General features: G+C 67.8%; 15 protein-coding genes and 1 pseudogene. 5 read left to right on the top strand and 11 right to left on the bottom strand.

The features are described 5' to 3' along the window. Nucleotides 1-5 precede the first annotated feature (5 nt). From treZ to treY, 3 genes are read left to right on the top strand one after another with little or no spacing between them, the layout of a single operon-like run. On the top strand, nt 6-1,904 hold the full coding sequence (gene treZ / locus P5W99_RS24915) for a malto-oligosyltrehalose trehalohydrolase (protein ID WP_421025986.1): 1,899 nt from the start codon (nt 6-8) through the stop codon (nt 1,902-1,904). After that, on the top strand, nt 1,901-4,141 hold the full coding sequence (gene malQ / locus P5W99_RS24920; protein WP_421025987.1) for a 4-alpha-glucanotransferase: 2,241 nt from the start codon (nt 1,901-1,903) through the stop codon (nt 4,139-4,141). Before treZ ends, malQ begins: the two co-directional genes overlap by 4 nt. Further along, the gene (gene treY, locus P5W99_RS24925) at nt 4,138-7,020 is read left to right on the top strand and encodes a malto-oligosyltrehalose synthase (protein WP_421025988.1); all 2,883 of its coding nucleotides are present in this window, start codon (nt 4,138-4,140) and stop codon (nt 7,018-7,020) included. The genes malQ and treY overlap by 4 nt, the downstream gene beginning before the upstream one ends. Before the next feature lie 18 nt (nt 7,021-7,038). Here the strand turns inward: treY and P5W99_RS24930 are convergent, their stop codons facing one another. Together P5W99_RS24930 and P5W99_RS24935 are read right to left on the bottom strand one after the other, a co-directional pair. Then, complete coding sequence (locus P5W99_RS24930; protein ID WP_421025989.1) at nt 7,039-8,478, bottom strand: hemolysin family protein; 1,440 nt, start codon at nt 8,476-8,478, stop codon at nt 7,039-7,041. A 272-nt stretch (nt 8,479-8,750) separates the two neighbouring features. Further along, nucleotides 8,751-9,512 carry a sensor histidine kinase gene (locus P5W99_RS24935; RefSeq protein WP_421025990.1) on the bottom strand — a complete coding sequence of 254 codons (762 nt, stop codon included), beginning with the start codon at nt 9,510-9,512 and terminating at the stop codon, nt 8,751-8,753. A gap of 254 nt (nt 9,513-9,766) precedes the next feature. Here P5W99_RS24935 and P5W99_RS24940 point away from each other — a divergent pair, with 254 nt between their 5' ends. Together P5W99_RS24940 and P5W99_RS24945 are read left to right on the top strand one after the other, a co-directional pair. Continuing rightward, nucleotides 9,767-10,108 carry an FKBP-type peptidyl-prolyl cis-trans isomerase gene (locus P5W99_RS24940; protein WP_035531324.1) on the top strand — a complete coding sequence of 114 codons (342 nt, stop codon included), beginning with the start codon at nt 9,767-9,769 and terminating at the stop codon, nt 10,106-10,108. A gap of 26 nt (nt 10,109-10,134) precedes the next feature. Continuing rightward, nucleotides 10,135-10,932 carry an AraC family transcriptional regulator gene (locus tag P5W99_RS24945; protein ID WP_421025991.1) on the top strand — a complete coding sequence of 266 codons (798 nt, stop codon included), beginning with the start codon at nt 10,135-10,137 and terminating at the stop codon, nt 10,930-10,932. 49 nt (nt 10,933-10,981) lie between these two features. Here the strand turns inward: P5W99_RS24945 and P5W99_RS24950 are convergent, their stop codons facing one another. From P5W99_RS24950 to P5W99_RS24990, 9 genes and pseudogenes are all read right to left on the bottom strand, one after another. Beyond that, complete coding sequence (locus P5W99_RS24950) at nt 10,982-11,842, bottom strand: MOSC domain-containing protein (RefSeq protein WP_434663595.1); 861 nt, start codon at nt 11,840-11,842, stop codon at nt 10,982-10,984. A gap of 42 nt (nt 11,843-11,884) precedes the next feature. Then, nucleotides 11,885-12,260 (bottom strand): annotated as a pseudogene (locus P5W99_RS24955) (PLP-dependent transferase); the annotation flags it as partial. A 175-nt stretch (nt 12,261-12,435) separates the two neighbouring features. Continuing rightward, a complete protein-coding gene (gene purF, locus P5W99_RS24960; protein ID WP_421025993.1) occupies nt 12,436-13,980 on the bottom strand; it encodes an amidophosphoribosyltransferase in 1,545 nt (514 codons plus the stop codon). A 72-nt stretch (nt 13,981-14,052) separates the two neighbouring features. Beyond that, nucleotides 14,053-14,547 carry a CvpA family protein gene (locus tag P5W99_RS24965; protein ID WP_421025994.1) on the bottom strand — a complete coding sequence of 165 codons (495 nt, stop codon included), beginning with the start codon at nt 14,545-14,547 and terminating at the stop codon, nt 14,053-14,055. Between the two features lie 6 nt (nt 14,548-14,553). Next, complete coding sequence (locus P5W99_RS24970; protein ID WP_421025995.1) at nt 14,554-15,483, bottom strand: SPOR domain-containing protein; 930 nt, start codon at nt 15,481-15,483, stop codon at nt 14,554-14,556. 48 nt (nt 15,484-15,531) lie between these two features. Further along, a complete protein-coding gene (gene folC / locus P5W99_RS24975) occupies nt 15,532-16,842 on the bottom strand; it encodes a bifunctional tetrahydrofolate synthase/dihydrofolate synthase (protein WP_421025996.1) in 1,311 nt (436 codons plus the stop codon). Nucleotides 16,843-17,030: 188 nt separating this feature from the next. Then, on the bottom strand, nt 17,031-17,903 hold the full coding sequence (gene accD, locus P5W99_RS24980; RefSeq protein WP_421025997.1) for an acetyl-CoA carboxylase, carboxyltransferase subunit beta: 873 nt from the start codon (nt 17,901-17,903) through the stop codon (nt 17,031-17,033). A gap of 116 nt (nt 17,904-18,019) precedes the next feature. Next, nucleotides 18,020-18,835, bottom strand: coding sequence for a tryptophan synthase subunit alpha (gene trpA / locus P5W99_RS24985; protein WP_421025998.1), 816 nt, complete (start codon nt 18,833-18,835; stop codon nt 18,020-18,022). Nucleotides 18,836-18,895: 60 nt separating this feature from the next. Further along, entirely contained in the window at nt 18,896-19,822 is a 927-nt protein-coding gene (locus P5W99_RS24990) for a DNA-methyltransferase (protein ID WP_421025999.1), read from the bottom strand. Nucleotides 19,823-19,837: the final 15 nt, after the last annotated feature.

Consider the following 19,837-nt stretch of genomic DNA (forward strand, 5'->3'; position numbering starts at 1 on the left):
CAGCCATGGCCACGCTATCGCATGATCCGCACGTCCGCCATTACATGCACTGCCTGCCGTTCGGCGCGCAGTTGACGGGCGCCGCGCACGCGCAGCCGCACACGCGCTTTCGCTTCTGGGCGCCCTCGTGCGACAAGGTGCAGGTGGTGTTCGAAGACGGGGCCTGCGCGCCGATCGACATGACGCCCAGCGGCAACGGCTGGTACGAAGCGCAGGCGCCGTGCGGCTCCGGCACGCTGTACCGCTACCGCATCGGCGAGAGCCAACTCGTACCCGACCCCGCTTCGCGCTTTCAGCCCCAGGGCGTGCATGGACCGAGCGAAGTGCTCGACGCGCGCGGCTACGCCTGGCAGCACGCGCACTGGCGCGGACGCCCCTGGGAAGACTCGGTGCTATACGAGTTGCACGTGGGCGCGCTGGGCGGCTATCGCGGCGTCATGAAACGCCTGCCCGCGCTCGCCGACATCGGCATCACCGCCATCGAGCTGATGCCCCTGAACGACTACCCCGGCGAGCGCGGCTGGGGCTACGACGTGGTGCTGCCCTATGCGCCGCACGCGGCCTACGGCACGCCCGACGAACTCAAGGCGCTCGTGGACGCGGCGCACGGCCTGGGCCTCCAGGTGTTCCTCGACGTGGTCTACAACCACTTCGGCCCGGACGGCAACTGGCTCGGCCACTACGCGAAGCCGTTCTTCAAGGCGGGCAAGCGCACGCCCTGGGGCGACGCGCTCGATTTCGCGCGCCCCGAGGTGCGCGACTTCTACAGCGACAACGCGCTCTACTGGCTCACCGAATATCGCTTTGACGGCCTGCGCATCGATGCCGCGCACGCCATCGACGACCCCGAGTGGCTGCGCGAGCTCGCCGACCATGTGCATGCGCGCGTGGAGCCCGACCGCCATGTGCATCTCGTGCTGGAAAACGAGCACAACGAAGCCAATCTGCTCGAAGCGCATTTCGACGCGCAGTGGAACGACGACGCCCACCACGCGCTGCACGTAATGCTGACCGGCGAATCGGAGGGCTATTACCGCGCTTTCGCCGACCACCCGATCCGCCACCTCGCGCGCGTGCTCGGCGAAGGCTTTGCCTACCAGGGCGACCCGTCGCCGATACATGCCGGCGCGCCGCGCGGCGAGCCTAGCGCGCACCTGCCGCCCACCGCGTTCGTGATGTTCCTGCAGAATCACGACCAGATCGGCAACCGCGCGCTGGGCGAACGCCTGCGCGCGCTCAGCGACGACGGCGCGCTGCGCGCGGCCACGGCGCTGCTGCTGCTCTCGCCGCAGATTCCGCTGCTGTTCATGGAGGAGGAATACGGCTCGACGCAGCCGTTTCAGTTCTTCACCGCCTTCGAAGGCGAGCTCGCCAAAGCGGTGCGCGAAGGCCGCCGCAAGGAATTCGCGGCGTTCAGCGCATTCAGCGACGCGGCGCAGCGCGCACAGATTCCCGATCCGAACGATCCGCAAACGTTCGTGAATTCGTCGCCGCCGGCGGACGCGCCGCTCGACGACGAACGGCGCGCGTGGATGCACTTCTACAAGTCCGCGCTCGCCGTGCGCGCGCGTCTTTTGATACCGCGTCTGCACGATGCGCGGCCGCTCGGCGCGACCGTGCTCGCCGACGACGCCGGCCACGCGCTGAATGCGCTCGTCGCGCGCTGGCGTCTCGCCGACGGCGAGACATGGACGATCGCGCTGAACCTCGGCGCGCAAGGCGCGCCGCTCGGCGCACAGCCCGACGGCATGGTCGTCTTCGAGACGCCTGAGCGCGCGCGCGATATCACCGACCGTGGCGTGCTGCCTGAGAGCTCGTGCGTGGCATGGCTCACCGGCGCCGTGCCCGAGTACGCGCTCCATCACGACGCGCGCGTGGTGCGGCTCGAGGAACCGCTCACATGAGCACCGCGCGCCGCAGCGAGACGCTCGCCCAACTCGCGCAACGCGCGGGCTTTGCGGTCGAGTGGACCGACGCGCGCGGCATCGCGCAGCGCGTGCCCGACAGCACGCTCGCCGCGCTGCTCGAATGCGCGGGCCTGCCCTGCGCGAACGCCACGCAGATGCGTCACAGCGCTTCCGCGCTGAACGCGGAGCAGTCGTCGCGGCGCCTGCCGCCGCTGATCACCGCCGAATTCGAGAGCGCGATCGAATTGCCCGCTTCGGCGGTGCGCACGGGCAGCCACTATCGCATCGATCTGGAAAACGGCGAGCATATCGAAGGCCGCTTCACCGCGCCGCGCGACGCGCCCGCGTTGCTCGCGCCGCTTTCCGAGCCCGGCTATCACACGCTCTCGGTCCATGATCACCGCCTGACGATCGCCGTCGCGCCGCCGCGCTGCCACACCCTCGACGACGCCTGGCGCGCGCGGCACGGCGACACGGCGCGCGTGCCTCCGCTCTGGGGTGTCGCGGCGCAATTATATGGACTCCGACGCAATGGCGATGGCGGCATCGGTGATTACAGCGCGCTGGCCACGCTCGCCACTCAGAGCGCGCGGCACGGCGCGCATGCGCTCGCGGTCAGCCCCACGCATGCGATGTTCAGCGCCGAGCCGGGCCACTTCAGTCCGTACTCGCCTTCCTCGCGGCTCTGGCTCAATGTCGCGCATATCGATCCGGCCGCCGTGTTCGGCGCGCAGGCCGCGCATGAAGCCATGCGCAAAGCCGCGCAATCCAGCGACACAGGGCGCGAATTCGAAGCGCTGCCGCTCATCGACTGGACCCGCGCGCTGCCGCTCAAGCTCGCGGTGCTGCGCGTGCTCTTCGATCGATTCGACGATACGGAACGCGCCAGCGATTCATCGCGCGCCAAGGCATTCGAGGCGTTCTGCGCGCGCGGCGGCGAGGCGCTCGAAGACCACGCGCGCTTCGAAGCGCTCCATGCCGCGATGCTCAAGGAGCCCGCCGGCGCCCGTCACTGGCGCGACTGGCCCGCGCCCTTGCGCGACCCGCGCAGTGAAGACGTCGCCCGCTTCGCCGCGGCGCACCGGCGCGAAGTGGACTTTCACCGCTTCCTGCAATGGCTCGCGGCAGAAGGCCTCGCGCGCGCGCAACGCGAGGCGCGCGAGGCCGGCATGGCAGTCGGGCTGGTCGCGGATCTCGCGGTGGGCTGCGATGGCGCGGGCTCGCAGGCATGGGCGCAGCCCGACGACATGCTGCAGCGCGTTTCCGTGGGCGCGCCCCCGGACCTTTTCAACCAGGCCGGGCAAAGCTGGGGTCTCACCACGTTTTCGCCGCGCGCGATGCACAACACCGGCTTTCACGCGTTCATCGCCATGCTGCGCGCCGCGTTCGCGCACGCGGGCGGCGTGCGCATCGACCACATCCTGGGGCTGCGGCGCCTGTGGCTCGTGCCCGAAGGCGAAAGCGCGCAACATGGCGCGTATCTGCGCTATCCGTTCGACGACCTCGTGCGGCTCATCGCGCTCGAGTCGTGGCGGCACCGCGCCATCGTGATCGGCGAGGACCTCGGCACCGTGCCGCCGGGCTTGCGCGAGCGGCTCGCCGCGCATGGGCTCTACGGCATCCGCGTGCTGTGGTTCGAGCGCGAGGGCAGCGCATTTCTCGCGCCAGGACGCTACGCCACGAACTGCGTGGCCACCCCCACCACGCACGATTTACCGACCATCGCGGGCTGGTGGAGCGGCAGCGACATCGACTGGCGCAACCGCATCGGCCAGACACTCGCGCGCGCGGACGGGCGCGACCCCGTCGCGCTCGAACACACCCAGCGCGCCGCCGACCGCGCGGCGCTGTGGCGCGCGTTGCAGGACACCGGCTTCGCGCCGCACGATGCCGCCGAGCCTGAGGCATCGCCTGAGAATGCGCCCGTGGAGGGCGCGCTCGGCTACGTGGCGGTGAGCGCGAGCCCGCTCGTGACCTGTCCGCTCGAAGACCTGCTCGGCCTCGCCGATCAACCGAACCTGCCGGGCTCGATCGACGAGCATCCCAACTGGCGCCGCCGTCTGCCGCTGCCCGTCGACGCCCTGTTCGACGATCCCGCGTTCGCTGCGCGCGTGCGGACCGTCGTGCGTGCGCGTGCGCTGGCCGCAGGCATGGAAAGCGAAGCAGCAGCAGGCGACACCTCCGCGAGCCCGGACAATGCGCCGGCCGCGCCCTCGATGCGTTCCGTGCCATGACACGCCCGCGCGCCACGCTGCGCATGCAGCTCCATCAGGGCTTCACGTTCGACGACGCGCTCGCGCAGCTCGACTATTTCGCCGCGCTCGGCGTGAGCCATCTCTATCTTTCGCCCGTCACGACCGCGCAGCCTGGCTCGCTGCACGGCTACGACACGGTCGACTACGGCACGGTGAGCGAGGAACGCGGCGGCGAAGCAGCGCTGCGGCGACTCGCCGATGCGCTGCACGCGCGCGGCATGGGTCTGATCGTGGATCTCGTGCCCAACCACATGGGCGTGGGCGGCGCGCACAACGCGTGGTGGCTCGACATCCTCGAATGGGGACGCCACAGTGCCTTCGCGCGCTACTTCGACGTCGACTGGCATTCGCCCGACCCGGTGCTGCGCGGCAAGGTGCTGATGCCGTTCCTCGGCGCGCAATACGGCGACGAACTCGCAGCAGGCCGCATCGCGCTGAAGTTCGACGCGGCGCTCGCGCGCTTCTATGTGCAATACGGCCCGCACGTCTGCCCGATCTGCCCCGCCGATTACGCGACGCTGCTGCATGCCGCCAGCGACACGGATCCCAACCTGCTCCAGACGCTCGCCGCGCCGTTCCAGGGCCTCACCACGCAGCCCGACGACCAGGCGCGCGCCGCCACCGCGCGCGCGGCGCTGCGCGACTTCGTCGAGCGCGAAGGCAGCGCCGCCATCGACGCTGCGCTGCAGGCGCACGCGGGCAACCACCCCGCCACGCGCGAGCGCCTGCACCGGCTGCTGGAGCGCCAGCACTTCCGGCTGGCGTGGTGGCGCACCGCCGCGGACGAAGTGAACTGGCGGCGCTTCTTCGACGTGAGTGCGCTCGCGGGCGTGCGCGTGGAGCGCCACGACGTGTTCGAGTCCGTGCACAAGCTCGTATTGCGCCTTTACGCCGATGGCGTGATCGACGGCCTGCGCATCGATCATATCGACGGCCTCGCTGACCCGCGCGAGTATTGCGATCGACTGCGCCAGCGGCTCTGTTCATTGCGCGCGCAACCGCCTTATATCGTGGTCGAGAAGATTCTCGCGCATGGCGAACCGTTGCGCGAGGACTGGGCCGTTCAAGGCACGACCGGCTACGACTTCATGAACGACGTGGGCGCGCTGCTCCACGACCCGGCGGGCGCTGCGCCGCTCGCTGCAAGCTGGGCCGCGATCTCGGGGCAGGACGTCCCCTTCGCGCGCGTCGCGCTCGATGCGCGCCGCGAAGTGCTGGCCGCGTATCTCGCGGCGGAGCTCGATCACGCGGCGCGCGCACTGCACCGCATCGCACGCGAGCAGCCCGCCACGCGCGACTTCACTTACGCGAGCGTGCACCGCGTGGTCGCGCAGCTGGCGATGCACTTTCCGGTCTATCGCATCTACCCGGTGAATGGCCTGCGCGGCCCCGCGGACAACCGCTATTTCGATCTCGCGCTGCAAGCGGCCCGCAAGGCGCTGCCGCGCGCGAGCCTCGCCGCGCTCGATCAGGTCGACGCGTGGCTTGGCGCGCATGCGCCGCCTACGGCTGCAACGAATGGCAACAGCAACGGCGCGAGTGCGGCCAGACACACCGCACAGAGCCCAGCGCCGCTGAGTCATGCGCTCATCGCACAGCGCACCGCGCTGACGCTGTTCTCCCAACTCACCGCGCCGCTCGCGGCGAAAGCAACCGAGGACACCGCGCTCTACCGCTACGGCAGACTGCTCTCGCGCAACGAAGTCGGCGCGGACCCGGACGACTTCTCACGCAGCCTCGATGACTTCCACGCAGCCAATGCGCTGCGCCAGCGCCGCTTCCCGTTCGCCTTGCTCGCCACCGCCACGCACGATCACAAGCGCGGCGAAGACGTGCGCGCGCGGCTCGCGGTGCTCAGCGAAATCGCCCCCGAATGGAGCGCGACGCTGCGCGCGTGGTCCACGCTGAACCAGCCGCAGCGGCGCAGCGACGCGTCGCCTTCATCGTCATCGTCGGGCACGAAGGGAGAATGGGCGCCGGGCCCGGCGGCCGAAGCCATGCTCTATCAAACCCTGGTGGGCTGCTGGCCGCCCGATCTCGACGCCGGCAACGAAGTGCGCGTGCGCGAACTGGCCGAGCGCGTCGCGCAATGGCAAACTAAGGCGCTGCGCGAGGCGAAGCAGCGCACCAACTGGCTCGTTCCTGACGAGGCCTACGAATCGGACTGCCAGGCATTTCTCTTCGATATTCTCGCGCCCCAGCGGCGCGACGGCTTCCTGCATGCACTCGCCACCTTCGTGGCGCGCATCGCGCCGGCCGGCGCCATCAATACGCTGCTGCAAACCGTGCTGCGCCTGAGCTCGCCCGGCGTGCCCGATCTCTATCAGGGCGCCGAGCTATGGGATTTCAGCCTCGTCGATCCGGACAACCGCCGGCCCGTGGATTTTGCGTTGCGCGCGGCGGCGCTGGATAGCCGCGCGCCCGCCGCAAAACTGGCGCACTGGCGCGATGCGCACGTGAAACAGGCCATCATTGCGCGTCTGCTCGCGCTGCGCGAGCGCGTGCCGGCATTGCTGAGCGAGGGCGAGTACTGGCCGCTCGAAGTACGCGGCGCGCAGGCCGCGCACGCGATTGCCTTCGCGCGCCGGCACGGCGAGACGTGGGCTGTGGTGATCGGCACGCTGCATGCAGCGGCGCTGCTCGAAGGCGACCTGCCGCTCGTCGAACCCGCGCGCTGGGACGATACGGCGGTCGTGCTGCCCAAAGCACCGACAGCGTGCCCGGCAACGGCCCTGCACGACTGGCTGAGCGACGCGACCCGCGCCGCGACGCGACACGATCAGGACAACGTGCTGTATCTGCGCGACGTGTTGAGCGCGCTGCCGGTCGCGGTGCTGTCGACCCTCGCGCCAGCCTGAGCCCAAGAAAAGGCAAGCTCAGCCGCCCTCGTCCTCCAGATCCTTCGGATACACGCGCACGAGCACGATGCGCGGCCCTTTCATCTTCTTGACGACGATGTCGAAGCGGTCGAACTCGACCCGCTGCCCCTCCGAGGGCAGATCGTTGAGCGCATGAATCACGAGGCCGCCCACCGATTCCGCACGCCCTTCGTCGATATCGATGCCGAGCGCCTGCTCCAGCGATACCACCGGCAAGCTGCCGCGCCCCATCAGCGTGCCGTCGTCCATGCGGGTCCAGTCGGTGTCGGCCTGATGAAATTCGTCGTGGATCTGGCCCACCAGCGCGCCCAGCATATTGTCGAGCGTGAGAAAACCGCCCGGCCGCATGCCCTTGCGCCCGACCAGCGCGAAGTGCGGCGCGCCCTTGCGAAAGCGCCGGAACAGCGCGAGCGCGGGCGTCTCGGGCTTCACGTACTGCACGGGACGCACGAACTTGCCGAGGTCATCGAGCGCGTGGCCCGCCTCGCGCGCGAGCAGCAGATCCTTCAGGTGAATGAGGCCCGCCACGCGCTCGCCCGAGGCGTCCTCGAAGAGCGGATAGCGGCTGAAGCGATGGCGCGCGACGATCTGCATGTTCTCAGCGAGCGAGAGGTCGCGGCGCAGGCCGACCATCTCGTGCGCGGGGCGCATGAGGTCCGAGACGGTCAGGCGCGAAAAGTCCAGCGAATGCGCGAGCGCGTTCCATTCGTCGGCGCTGTAAGTGTCGGCGGTATGCGCTGCGCCTGCCGCGTTCCCGGCATGCCTCGCACGTTGAGCGATACCGCTGGCGCGGCCGTCCACCCGCGCGCTCGCATCGGCTTGCGCGCGCTCCTCGGCCTGCGCCTCTGCCGCCGAGCGGCGGCTGCGCAGGATCAGCTTGAGTTCGTCGGTCGAGTAATGGGTCTCGGTGCCGTGCTCCGCCGAGAGGCCCACCAGTTTCAGCACTGCATTCGCGCTCGAATTGAGCACCCAGATGGCCGGATACATCGTCCAGTAGAAGCCGTACAGCGGCGCGGCGGCCCATAGCGAGATCTTCTCGGCTTCGCGAATCGCGAGCGACTTGGGGGCGAGTTCCCCCACCACAATGTGAAGGAACGAAATCACCGTAAAGGCGAACGCGAGCGAAATGGCGTGGATCAGTTCCGGCGAGCGCACGCCCACGAGATCGAACACCGGTTCGAGCAACTGCGCGAAGGCCGGCTCGCCGATCCAGCCAAGGCCGAGCGAAGCGAGCGTGATGCCGAGCTGGCACGCGGAAAGATAAGCGTCGAGCTGCCCGTGGACCTTGGCGAGCAGCCGCCCGCGCAGGCCGTGCTGGGTCGCCAGGCTTTGCACGCGCGTCGCGCGCAGCTTGACGAGACCGAACTCCGCCGCGACAAAGAAACCGTTGAGGGCAACAAGCAACAGCGCGCCGGCGAGAGCGATAAGCTGACTCAAGAGAAAGGGCTCCGGAAAACGAATCGCTCAGTATAAGGGTGAAAGAACCCTGTAAGACCTGAACGGCTGGCCGGATGGCTCACACGGCACGACCTGTGCCCCCGGCGCGACACGCTTGCCGCCCGCCTGCGTCGCGAGGCCGATGCCCATGCGGGCTGACGGCGCGCACGGATCTCACGAATCGCGAGGGTTCGCGCGGGTTCGTTTTTACGCCCGCGCGGGAACGCGCGCCGAAGCCCGCTACACCCCCTTTTACGCGCCTTTACGCGCTTTTACGCGCCACCGATCGGCACGTTGAGCATGAGCGAGGCCGCCTCGCCCTCCACCAGCGGCCGCGCCTCGAAGCGCCCGCCATGCGCCTCAGCCACGCGCTGGCACAGCGCTAGCACCCACGGAGAGCGGCCCGCCTCCTGCGGCTCGCGCGCCTGAGCCCGGGCGAATGCTTCGAACAGATGGGGCAGCGCCTCGTCGGCGAGCGCCGCGCCGTTCGCCTGCCAATGCGCCTCGAATTGAGCGGCCGTGGCCGTCATGCTCACGTCCAGCGTGACCGCCGCGCCCGGCGTGCTTGCCTCCGTCGCGAACGCCAGCATGAGCCAGAGCGCCTGCCCGATGCGCTCGCACGCGGCGTCGAGCGTCGCGCCGGTGGGCACGCCCCGCACGGCAAGGCTCACGCCGCGCGCGTCGGCGAGCGCGCGGCGCGCCTCGTCCACGGTCTCGCCGATCAGCGCGTCGAGCGCGAACGGCGCGCGCTCGATATGCAGCTTGCGCGTTTCGGCGCGCGTCGTATCGACGAGCGTTTCGAGCAGATGCACCTGTTGCTCGACGCCCGTGCGGATGCCCACGAGCGCGCGCTGCGCGGCGGCATCGGCGCCGTCGATCTTGCGCTCGAGCACATAGGCCCAGCTATGGATTGCGTTCAGCGGACTGCGCAAGTCGTGCGACACGCGCGAGAGCACGTGATCGCGCATGAACAGCGCGGCTTCGGCGCACAGACGTGCCGTGCGCTCGCTCGGGGTGGGAGTGGTGGACGCCATCGGATTCCTTTTCTTTCGCTCGCCGGGGGCGGGCCGGCCCCAATTATAGGCAGCGGCGACACTCTGGCTTCGCTGCGCCTTCGTCTCATGCGGCTCGCACCGCCGGGAAGCCCACGCGCCGCACATGACGTGCCTGCAAATGCACCCGCAGACGAAGCACCCGCAGACGAAGCACGCGCGGGGGGGCGCGTCTCGCGCGCCCTGCAAAGCGCCTACAATAACGCTTTTCCCTTTTTCCGATTCAGGAGTGTTCCATGTCCATCGTGACCACCGCATCCGGCCTCAAGTACGAAGACCTGACCGAAGGCAGCGGCGCCGAGGCGAAGGCCGGCCAGACCGTCAGCGTGCACTACACCGGCTGGCTCACGGACGGCCAGAAGTTCGATTCGAGCAAAGACCGCAACGACCCGTTCGCCTTCGTGCTGGGCGGCGGCATGGTCATCAAGGGCTGGGACGAAGGCGTGCAGGGCATGAAGGTCGGCGGCGTGCGCAAGCTCACGATCCCGCCGCAACTCGGCTACGGCGTGCGCGGCGCGGGCGGCGTGATTCCGCCGAACGCCACGCTCGTGTTCGAAGTGGAACTGCTCGCCGTCTGAGCATTGCGCTCCACGCATCGTTCGTCATGAATCCGCATCACGCCTCATCGGCCGCCGCGCCCGGCATCGCCTTGCGCTGCTACGGCGCAATCGAGGAAACCGACGTGCACGATTTTCATCAGATCGTGCTGGGGCTCGACGGCGAGATGGAGATGACGGTGGACGGTGTCGGCGAGCGCATCGACCCGCGCTCGGCCTGGCTAATTCCGGCCGGCGCGCGGCACGACTACGCGGGCATCGGCGAGAACCGCCAGCTCGTGCTGGACTTGCCCGCCGCCGCACTGGCGGTGCCCGAGCGGCTCTTCGATACGGCGCGCGCCGTGCGCATCGACCCCGCGCTCACGCAGCTCGTGCGCGAGATCGCCTCGCAAGCACAACGTAGCGCTACGCCGGTAACCGGCACGCGCACCCGCCGCTTTCATTGGGACGCCTCGGCGCAATTGTGCGCGGCCGTGCTCGCGCAAACGGGCATCGCCAGCAGCGACGCCTTCGAAGCCGCGGCGGGCCTCGACTTCGCGCGCGTCGACCGCTGGCTGCGCGCGCATCTCGCGGAACCGTTGCGCATCGCCGATCTGGCCGCGCATTGCGGCTTCGGCATGCGGCGCTTTCATCAGCTCTTTATCGAAGCATTCGGCGAGACGCCGCATCGCTATTTGCAGCGCCTGCGTCTGGACACCTCGCTCATGCTGCTCGCGGATCCCCGCCTCTCGCTCACGCACATTGCGCTGGAAGTGGGCTTCGGCGACCAGAGCGCATTCACGCACGCGTTCACGCGGCGTTTCGGGTTCGCGCCCGGGCAGTGGCGCGCGCTGCCTTCGCACTGAGCGCCGGCTCGACGCGGCTCGACATCAACCCACGCGCGCCGCTGCGCCATCACTCCTCGAAGCGGTATTCCCACTGCGCCCGCGCGCCCACCGCGACCCGCTCGCCCGCGCCCGCGATCACCATCGCGTTTTGACCGAACGTGAGCCCGCCGTCCACGCGCGGATCGGCGCGGAACGCCGCGAGCGTGTCGAGCGGCTCGGCGGGCCACTCTCCATCGCGCTCGCCCGTGCGCTGATCGATCGTCGTGATCGGGCAGCGCGCACACGGCTTGGCGAAGCGCAGCACAATGCCGCCGCCCTCGATCGACAGCGTGTCGATAAAGTCTTCGTCGAACGCATCGACGTCATCCACGACGATGTTCGGGCGGAAACGGCTCATCGGCACCGGCGTTGCGCCCTTCGCCGCCAGCCGCGCGTTCAGGTCCGCCAGCGACGCTTCGCTCGTGACGAGCAGCGGAAAGCCATCGGCGAACTGTGTGGGCACGTCCTCGTCGTTCGTCCACTGCTTGCTCGCGAGGCGCGTGACGTCCGGCGCGAAACGCACGAGGCGCACCGCCACGCCCAGCGCCTGCGAAAACCACTGCGCGGCTTCATCGCCTTCGTCGAGCGCTTCGAACGTGTCCTTCCAGACCGTCACCTGCACGTGCGCTTCGTTGCCGTGCGGCGTGAAAGGCAGGTCCAGCGGCGTGTCCAGGTCCGTCATCGTGAGACGCACGCCGCCCTCGACGAACGCGGGCACGATGCGCGCCATCGCCGCGATTTCGCGCTGCGAGACGAAGCGGCCGTTCTCGTCCACCACCATCCAGTGACGGTCCCACGGCAGCCCCTTTGCGTCGAGTTGCGCGTGATTGAGCGCGATCGCGCCGCAGGATTTCACCGGATAAACGAACAACGCACGAATGACGGCCATGACGAACTCACGAACAAGAAAAGCGTAGTTGGAATGCGAAGCTTACTGCGCCGCGTCGAGCCCGTGCGCGAGATCGCGGCGCACGTCGCGCGGGTCTTCGAGGCCCACCGCGAGCCGGATCAGCCCTTCGGTAATGCCCGCCGCCGTGCGCGCCTCGGGTGTGATGCGGCCCATGCGTGGTGGTGGCCGTGATGGTCGTGCGCGTGTCGCCGAGATCGCCGGTGATCGAGCAGATTTTCGTGCCGTCGATCACGCGCCACGCGTTCGCGCGCTGCGCCTCGGGCGTGTCGCCCTTGAGCTCGAACGAGACGATCACGCCGCTCGGCTTCTGCTGACGCATCGCGAGCGCGTGCTGCAGATGCGATTCGAGCCCCGGATAAAAGACGCGCTTCACAGCGGGATGCGCCTCGAGCCAGCGGACCCGCCATTGAAGCCGCCATGCCTGCAGCGTATCGCGTATCCATTTCATCCGTACACACGGAGCACAGGCGCAAAAAAGCCCGCTTCTGCGTAGGCAGAAGCGGGCTCGCTCGACATGCGCGGAATTCAGCACGTCAAGAGCGCGCCATGCACGCGCGCCACGTTCGCTTCGCTTACTCCACCGAGAGCTGCAGATGCAGCTGCGAGCGCGTGCCGCCGTCCATCGCGTCGCTCGCGGCGTCGCGGTCGGACTGCGCCTGGGGCGCCAGACGCGCCAGCTCGATCTTGTCCAGATACGCGCTCGTGATGTCGCCGGTGATGTAATCGCCGTCGAAGCACGAAGCTTCGAACTCCGTGAGCTCGGGATTGATGTCGCGCACGGCCTGCTTGAGCGCCTCCACGTCCTGATACACGAGATGATCCGCGCCGATGATGCGTGCCACTTCTTCGTCGGTGCGGCCATGCGCGACGAGCTCGCCGCGCGTGGGCATGTCGATGCCGTAGACGTTCGGGTACTTCACGGGCGGCGCCGCCGAGGCAAAGATCACCTTGGTCGCGCCGGCGTCGCGCGCCATCTGCACGATTTCCTGCGAGGTGGTGCCGCGCACGATGGAATCGTCGATGATCAGCACGTTCTTGCCCTTGAACTCGATGCCCATGGCGTTGAGCTTCTGGCGCACAGACTTCTTGCGCATGGCCTGCCCCGGCATGATGAAGGTGCGGCCCACGTAACGGTTCTTGAAGAAGCCCTCGCGGTATTCCACGCCGAGCTTGTTCGCGACCTGCATGGCCGCCGGGCGCGACGAGTCGGGAATCGGCATGACCACGTCGATCTTCACGTCGGGCAGCTCGCGCTTGATCTTCTCGGCGAGATAGTCGCCCATGCGCAGGCGCGCGTTGTACACCGGCACGCCATCGATCACCGAGTCCGGACGCGCGAGGTACACGAGCTCGAAAATGCAGGGGTTCAGCTTGGGCGCCGCCGCGCATTGCTGCGCGTGCAGTTTGCCGTCGAAGTCGATGAACACCGCCTCGCCCGGCTGTACGTCGCGCACGAACTCGAAGCCGATGCCTTCGAGCGCGACCGACTCCGAAGCGACCATCCACTCGGTGCCTTCCGGCGTCTCGATCTTGCCGATGCACAGCGGACGAATGCCGAACGGGTCACGGAACGCGAGCAGGCCGTAGCCGGCGATCAGCGAGACGATCGCGTACGAACCGCGCACGCGGCGGTGCACGCCCGAGACGGCCTTGAAGAGCGCGGCCGGATCGAGTTCGAGGCCCGAGCTCGCGAGCTGCACTTCGTGCGCGAGCACGTTGAGCAGCACTTCGGTATCGGAATTGGTGTTCACGTGGCGGCGGTCCACGCGGAACATCTCTTCCTTGAGCTGCTGCCAGTTGGTGAGATTGCCGTTGTGCGCGAGGATCATGCCGAACGGCGCGTTCACGTAGAACGGCTGGGCCTCCTCTTCGCTCGACGCCGAGCCGGCCGTCGGGTAGCGCACCTGGCCGATGCCGCTGGTGCCGGGCAGGCTGCGCATGTTGCGCGTGCGGAACACGTCACGCACCATGCCGTTGGCCTTGTGCATGTGGAACGTGTTGCCGTTCGCGGTGGCAATGCCGGCCGCGTCCTGACCACGGTGCTGCAAAAGCAGCAGCGCGTCATAGAGGAGCTGATTGACGGGGGAGCGGGAAACTACGCCTACGATGCCGCACATGGCAGGTCCTTCAAAAAAGCGAAATCAGCAGTGACATTGACGGCGCGGTAACGACAGCCGACCAGTTTCTGGTCAGACGTGAACGTAGGCCGCGAGCGTCTCGGGCAAAAACGGTTTGAGTTCGAGCACGCCCTGCACGGCATAGGGCCGCAGCAGCGCCTTGCGCCAGAAGTCTTGCTGGGGCAGCTCCGTCAGTCCCGCGAGGACGACAAGAATCAGCACCAGCACGACGCCTCGCACGAGGCCGAACATCATGCCAAGCGAGCGGTCCACACCGGACAATCCGCTCACCTGGACCAGCCGGCCGAGCAGCGCATTCGCCACGCCGGCCACGAGCACCACGCCGATCACGATCAGCGCGAAGGCGATCAGCCACTGGGTCAGCGCCCCGCCCGGCCAGTTCGCCGGAATGAAGGGCACCACGCGATCCACGTAGCGGCACGCCACGATGAGCGCCGCGATCCAGCCAATCAGCCCGAAAATTTCGCCGATGAGCCCACGCCACGCCCCGCGCAGTGCGGACAAACCGATCACCGCCATTACAGCGTAGTCGAATGCCGTGAACATCGGGCGCTATTGTGCAGAGCCGTTCGAGCCCGTCATCAGGCCCGCGCCGCGCACCTTCGCGATCGCCTCGGTGGCGGAGGCGCGGTCGGGGAACGGACCCGCGCGCAGCAGCGTGCGCGTCGTGCCGTCGGCTTCCTTGCGTTGCTCGGTATATGCAGGCACGCCTGCGGCTTTCAACTTCGTGACCCATTTATTCGCGGTGGCGTCGCTGCTGAACGCGCCCAGCTGCACCGCGAAGCGCGCACCCGACGGCGCGGCGGCCGTGCCGTCGCCTTCGGCTGCGTTGGCATTAGCCGCTGCCGAGGTGCCCGTCTTGCCGCGCGACGCGACAGCCGAACCCGAAGACGGCGCAGCCGGCTTCGCGGCGGTGCGCGGCGCCTGCGCGGCTTCGGCCGATTGATTCGCTTGAGCTTGAGCTTGAGCTTGAGTCTGGGTTTGGGCTTGAGCCGCCGGCGCGGACCTGGCCGGCGCAGCGGGCTTCGCTTGCGCAGTCTGTGTCGGCGCTGCGCCCGAGGCTGCCGAGAGCCCCGAAGCGCCGGGCGTTGCTACGCCCAGCCCGGCTTCCGCCGCAGCGGGATTGTCCGGAGCGACGCCCGCCTGGGTGTCCTCGTGGCGCGCTTCAGCCTTCGAGGCCGGGCGGCTAGGAATATCGATGGAGATGTCGTCGGTGACCGGCTTGGGGTGCGAGTCGAGCACCATCGGCAGGATCACGATGGCGGCCAGCACCAGCGCAATCGCGCCGACGAGGCGCCGGCGCGCGCGCTGCTTTTCCGGCAGGGTGGGATCGAGCAGCATCGCCTCGGCGTCGCCGGAGCGGGCCGGCCGGCGGCTGCGCCGCTCCACGCGCGTGTTCTGACTGCTCCGGCGGCGGGAGCCAGCCTCAGAGTCGCGTCGGCTGGGCGCGTCGTCTTTCTTGCCGAACGAGAAAATTCCCATGTATGGCTGCTGTTGGCCTCTGCGTAGCGGCTGTGATGAACCGCGCAATCAGTGCTGCTGCGACTTTCGCCAGGCCATGACGCCGGCAACCGTCAAAAAACTTCCGAAAACGAGAATTCTATCATTTTCGGACGCCCGTTTTAGCGCATCTTGAAACGCCGCGGCGGGCGTTTCGTAGCGCGTAATGCTGCTGTCAGGGCCGTCTTCCACTCCGGCCTCGCGCAGCACTTCTTCAAGCTGTAGCGCCGAAGCCGCGCGCGGCAACGGCAAATCGGTCACGCACCAGTGGTCGATCTCGCCCTTCAGGTGCGCGATCACGCCGGCGAGGTCCTTGTCGCGCATCGCGCCGAACACCGCGTAGGTGTACGGAAAGTACCCCATGCCAGATAAATTTTGCCCGAGGACCGCTGCGGCGTGCGGATTGTGGCCCACGTCGAGGATGATCGACGGCTTGCCCGGCAACACCTGGAAGCGACCCGGCAACTCCACGTTGGCGAGGCCGAGGCGAATGTCCTGCGCCGACACCGGCAGCCGGTCGCGCAGCGCTTCGAGCGCGGCCAGCGCCGCCGACGTATTGATCAGCTGATTCGCGCCGCGCAGCGCCGGATAGGCCAGCGCCGAACGGCGCAGCGAGCGGCCCACGTAGTTCCATTGCTGACGCTCGCTGCCGGCCTGGCCTTCATAGCGGAAATCGCGGCCGAACAGCCACAGATCGGCGCCGATCGCCTGCGCATGGTCGATGAGCGACTGCGGCGGCAGCGGGTCCGCGCAGATCGCGGGCGCGCCGGCGCGGAAGATGCCGGCCTTTTCGAAGCCGATCTTTTCGCGCGTGTCGCCGAGGTATTCGGTGTGGTCGAGGTCGATGCTCGTGACGATCGCACAGTCGGTGTCGAGTACATTCACGGCATCGAGACGCCCCCCGAGGCCCACCTCGAAGATCACGGCGTCGAGCCCGCGCGACGCGAACAGATGCATGATCGCAAGCGTCGTGAACTCGAAGTACGTGAGCGAGACCGGCGTGGCGAAGGTGTTGCGCGCGGCCTCCACGGCCTCGAAGTGCGGCAGCAGGTCAGCGTCGCTGGCCTCGACGCCGTCGATGCGCGCGCGCTCGTTGAACGACAGCAGATGCGGCGACGTGTGGCAGCCGACGTGGTAGCCGGCCTTGAGCAGGATGGTTTCGAGAATCGCGCAGGTAGAACCCTTCCCGTTCGTGCCGCCGACCGTGAACATCGGGCAATCGAACTTCAGGTTCAGCGCGTCCTTGACCTTGCGGATGCGCTCGAGGCCCATGTCGATGCCGACCGGATGCGCAGTTTCGAGATGCGTGAGCCACGCGTCGAGGGAGGGAAAAGTACTCATCGGGACGATTCAGGGAATTCCATGCACAGCGGGCGGCCAAGCATCGAGACGTCGATCTGGCGCGCATGAGCCGCTGCAAAAAAACGGCATTATCGCGGAAATGACAACGCGCCGCTTGCTTTCGCTTGCGGCGCGTCTGACAAGGCGCGAAACCCGCAAGTTCCGCGCGCGTGCAAGGTCCGGTGCGCTCAGGCCACCGCGTCGGCGGGCTGGCGCTGCAGCAGCGCCATCAACTGGGCGATTTCCTCGCGCATCTTGCGGCGGTCGACGATCATGTCGATCGCGCCCTTTTGCATCAGGAACTCCGCGCGCTGGAAGCCTTCGGGCAGCTTCTCGCGCACCGTCTGCTCGATCACGCGCGGACCGGCGAAGCCGATCAGCGCCTTCGGCTCCGCGATCACGACGTCGCCGAGAAACGCGAAGCTCGCCGACACGCCGCCCATGGTGGGGTCGGTCAGCACCGAGATGAACGGCAGTTTGGCTTCCGAGAGCTTCGTGAGCATGGCCGTGGTCTTGGCCATCTGCATCAGCGAGAGCAGGCTTTCCTGCATGCGCGCGCCGCCCGAGGCCGTGAAGCAGATGAACGGCACTTGCTGCTCGAGCGCGTTCTGCGCGCCGCGCGCGAAGCGCTCGCCCACCACCGAGCCCATCGAGCCGCCCATGAACGCAAACTCGAAGCAGGCGACCACGCACGGCAGCGTGTGGATCGCGCCGCCCATGACGACCATGGCGTCGGTTTCGCCGGTGTCGTCCATGGCCTCCTTGATGCGGTCGGGGTACTTGCGGCTGTCCTTGAACTTCAGCGCGTCGACCGGAACGATTTCCTGGCCGATTTCATAGCGGCCTTCCGGATCGAGCAGCCCGTCGAGGCGCTCGCGCGCGTTGATCCGCATGTGGTGATCGCACTTCGGGCAGACGTGCAGATTCGCTTCCACGTCGTTGCGGTACAGGACCGCCTCGCACGACGGGCACTTGATCCACAAGCCTTCCGGAATGCTCTTGCGGCTTTTCGGATCGGTTTGCTTGATCTTGGGCGGCAGCAGTTTGTCGAGCCAGCTCATTGATGTTCTTTCCTTGATCGTGATGCGCGGGCGCGGACGGCGTGACGTCGACCCGGTCTCGATGACCGGGTTCCGACCCCGACCGCGCATGGCGAAAAAGCGATTTTACAGCAGTCTTATTTTGCGTTGTCCGCAACCGCATCCAGCGCTGCCCGAATATCGGACACGAATTGCGTCAGCGCCTCGGCGGCGGTGTCGGCCGGCGCCTTCTCGAGCAACTGCACGATGCGGCTGCCGATCACCACGGCGTCGGAGACTTGCGCCACGGCGGCGGCCGTTTGCGCGTCGCGAATGCCGAAGCCCACGCCGACCGGCAGCGGCACGCGCGCCTTGATCGCCGGGATCTTGCTCGCGATGCTCCCGACGTCGAGGTGCCCCGCACCCGTCACGCCCTTGAGCGAGACGTAATAAACATAGCCGCTCGCCGCGCGCCCCACTGCGGCGATGCGCTCGTCGGTGGAGGTGGGCGCGAGCAGGAAGATCGGGTCGATGCCCGCAGCCTTCATCATCGAGGCGAACACCACCGACTCCTCGGGCGGATAGTCGACTACCAGCACGCCGTCCACGCCGGCATCCTTCGCAGCGGCGGCGAACGCATCGGCGCCCATGCGCTCGATCGGGTTCGCGTAGCCCATCAGCACGACGGGAGTTTGCGTATCGGATTCGCGGAAGCGCTTGACGTCGGCGAGCACGCTCTTGAGCGTCACGCCCTTCGCAAGCGCGCGCTCCGACGACTGCTGAATCACCGGGCCGTCGGCCATCGGGTCCGAGAACGGCACGCCAAGTTCGATCACGTCCGCGCCGCCAGTAACGAGCGCATGCATGAATTCGACCGTGCGCGCTGGATCGGGGTCGCCGGCGGTCATGAACGGGATCAGGCCTTTCTTGTTGGCGGCGGCAAGCGCCGCGAACGTGGTTTTGATGCGGGACATAGCAGGGTCCTCAGATTCGGTCGTTACCGCGCGGCGCGAGCCAGTGGCGGCGCAAGCGCATCATGCGCCGGCCGCAACAGCCGCGGACACCGCGGCAGACGCACGTGCGCAAGCGTCAATTGCAGCCAGGCCGACGCGTTCGTGCGCGATCGCGCAGTAACTTTCATTAATTTCATAGCCGACGAATTCGCGCTGATGACGCGCGCAGGCGACTGCCGTAGTGCCGCTGCCCATGAACGGGTCCAGCACGCGGCCGCCCGGCGGGCAGCTCGCGAGCACCATGCGCTCGACGATCTCAAGAGGCTTCTGGGTGGGATGATCCACGCGCTCCGCGTGCTGACGGTGCAGCCGCGAAACGGACCAGACGTCCTTGGGGTTGTAGCCGAGCTCCAGCCACTTGCTGCCTTCGAACAACTTGCGCGAACGCGCCTTCTTCGTGACGGCATCGTATGGGATGCGGACGGGATCGAGATCGAAGTAGTAATCTTTCGAGACCGCGAAGAAACCGATGTTGTCGTGCACCGAGGTGAAGCGGCGGGTCGTGCCGCCCATGCTGGGCACGCGACGATCCCAGACAATCTCGTTAATCATCGTCATTTTCGACTTCAGATAAACGAAGATCTCGGGCGCGTACTGCCAGGTGCAGAACACATAAAGCGAACCGCTGGCTTTGAGCTTGGGAATCGCAAGGTCGAGCCACGCATACGTCCAGGCGAGGAAATCCTCGCCCGAGCGCATGTCGGAGTCGTTGCCGTAGTCCTTGCCGAGCCCATAAGGCGGATCGGCGACGATCAGATCGATCGAGGCGTCGGGCAGGTTCGCTGCATCGGTCAGGAAGTCGCGGTTCAGGAGCCGGATGCTGTCGGGCACTGCGGGCACCGAGGGCAAGGCGGCGGGCGCTTCGGCGGCTGCCACGGGAGCAGCCGTCTCGGCGCCGGCCTCGCCTTCAGGCACCGGCAGTTGCGGCTCGTCGAACTCGTCACGCATCGCGGGTATCGCTCC

Origin of the sequence: Paraburkholderia sp. A3BS-1L, from assembly GCF_051125215.1 — a bacterium.
Taxonomy (GTDB): Bacteria; Pseudomonadota; Gammaproteobacteria; order Burkholderiales; family Burkholderiaceae; genus Paraburkholderia.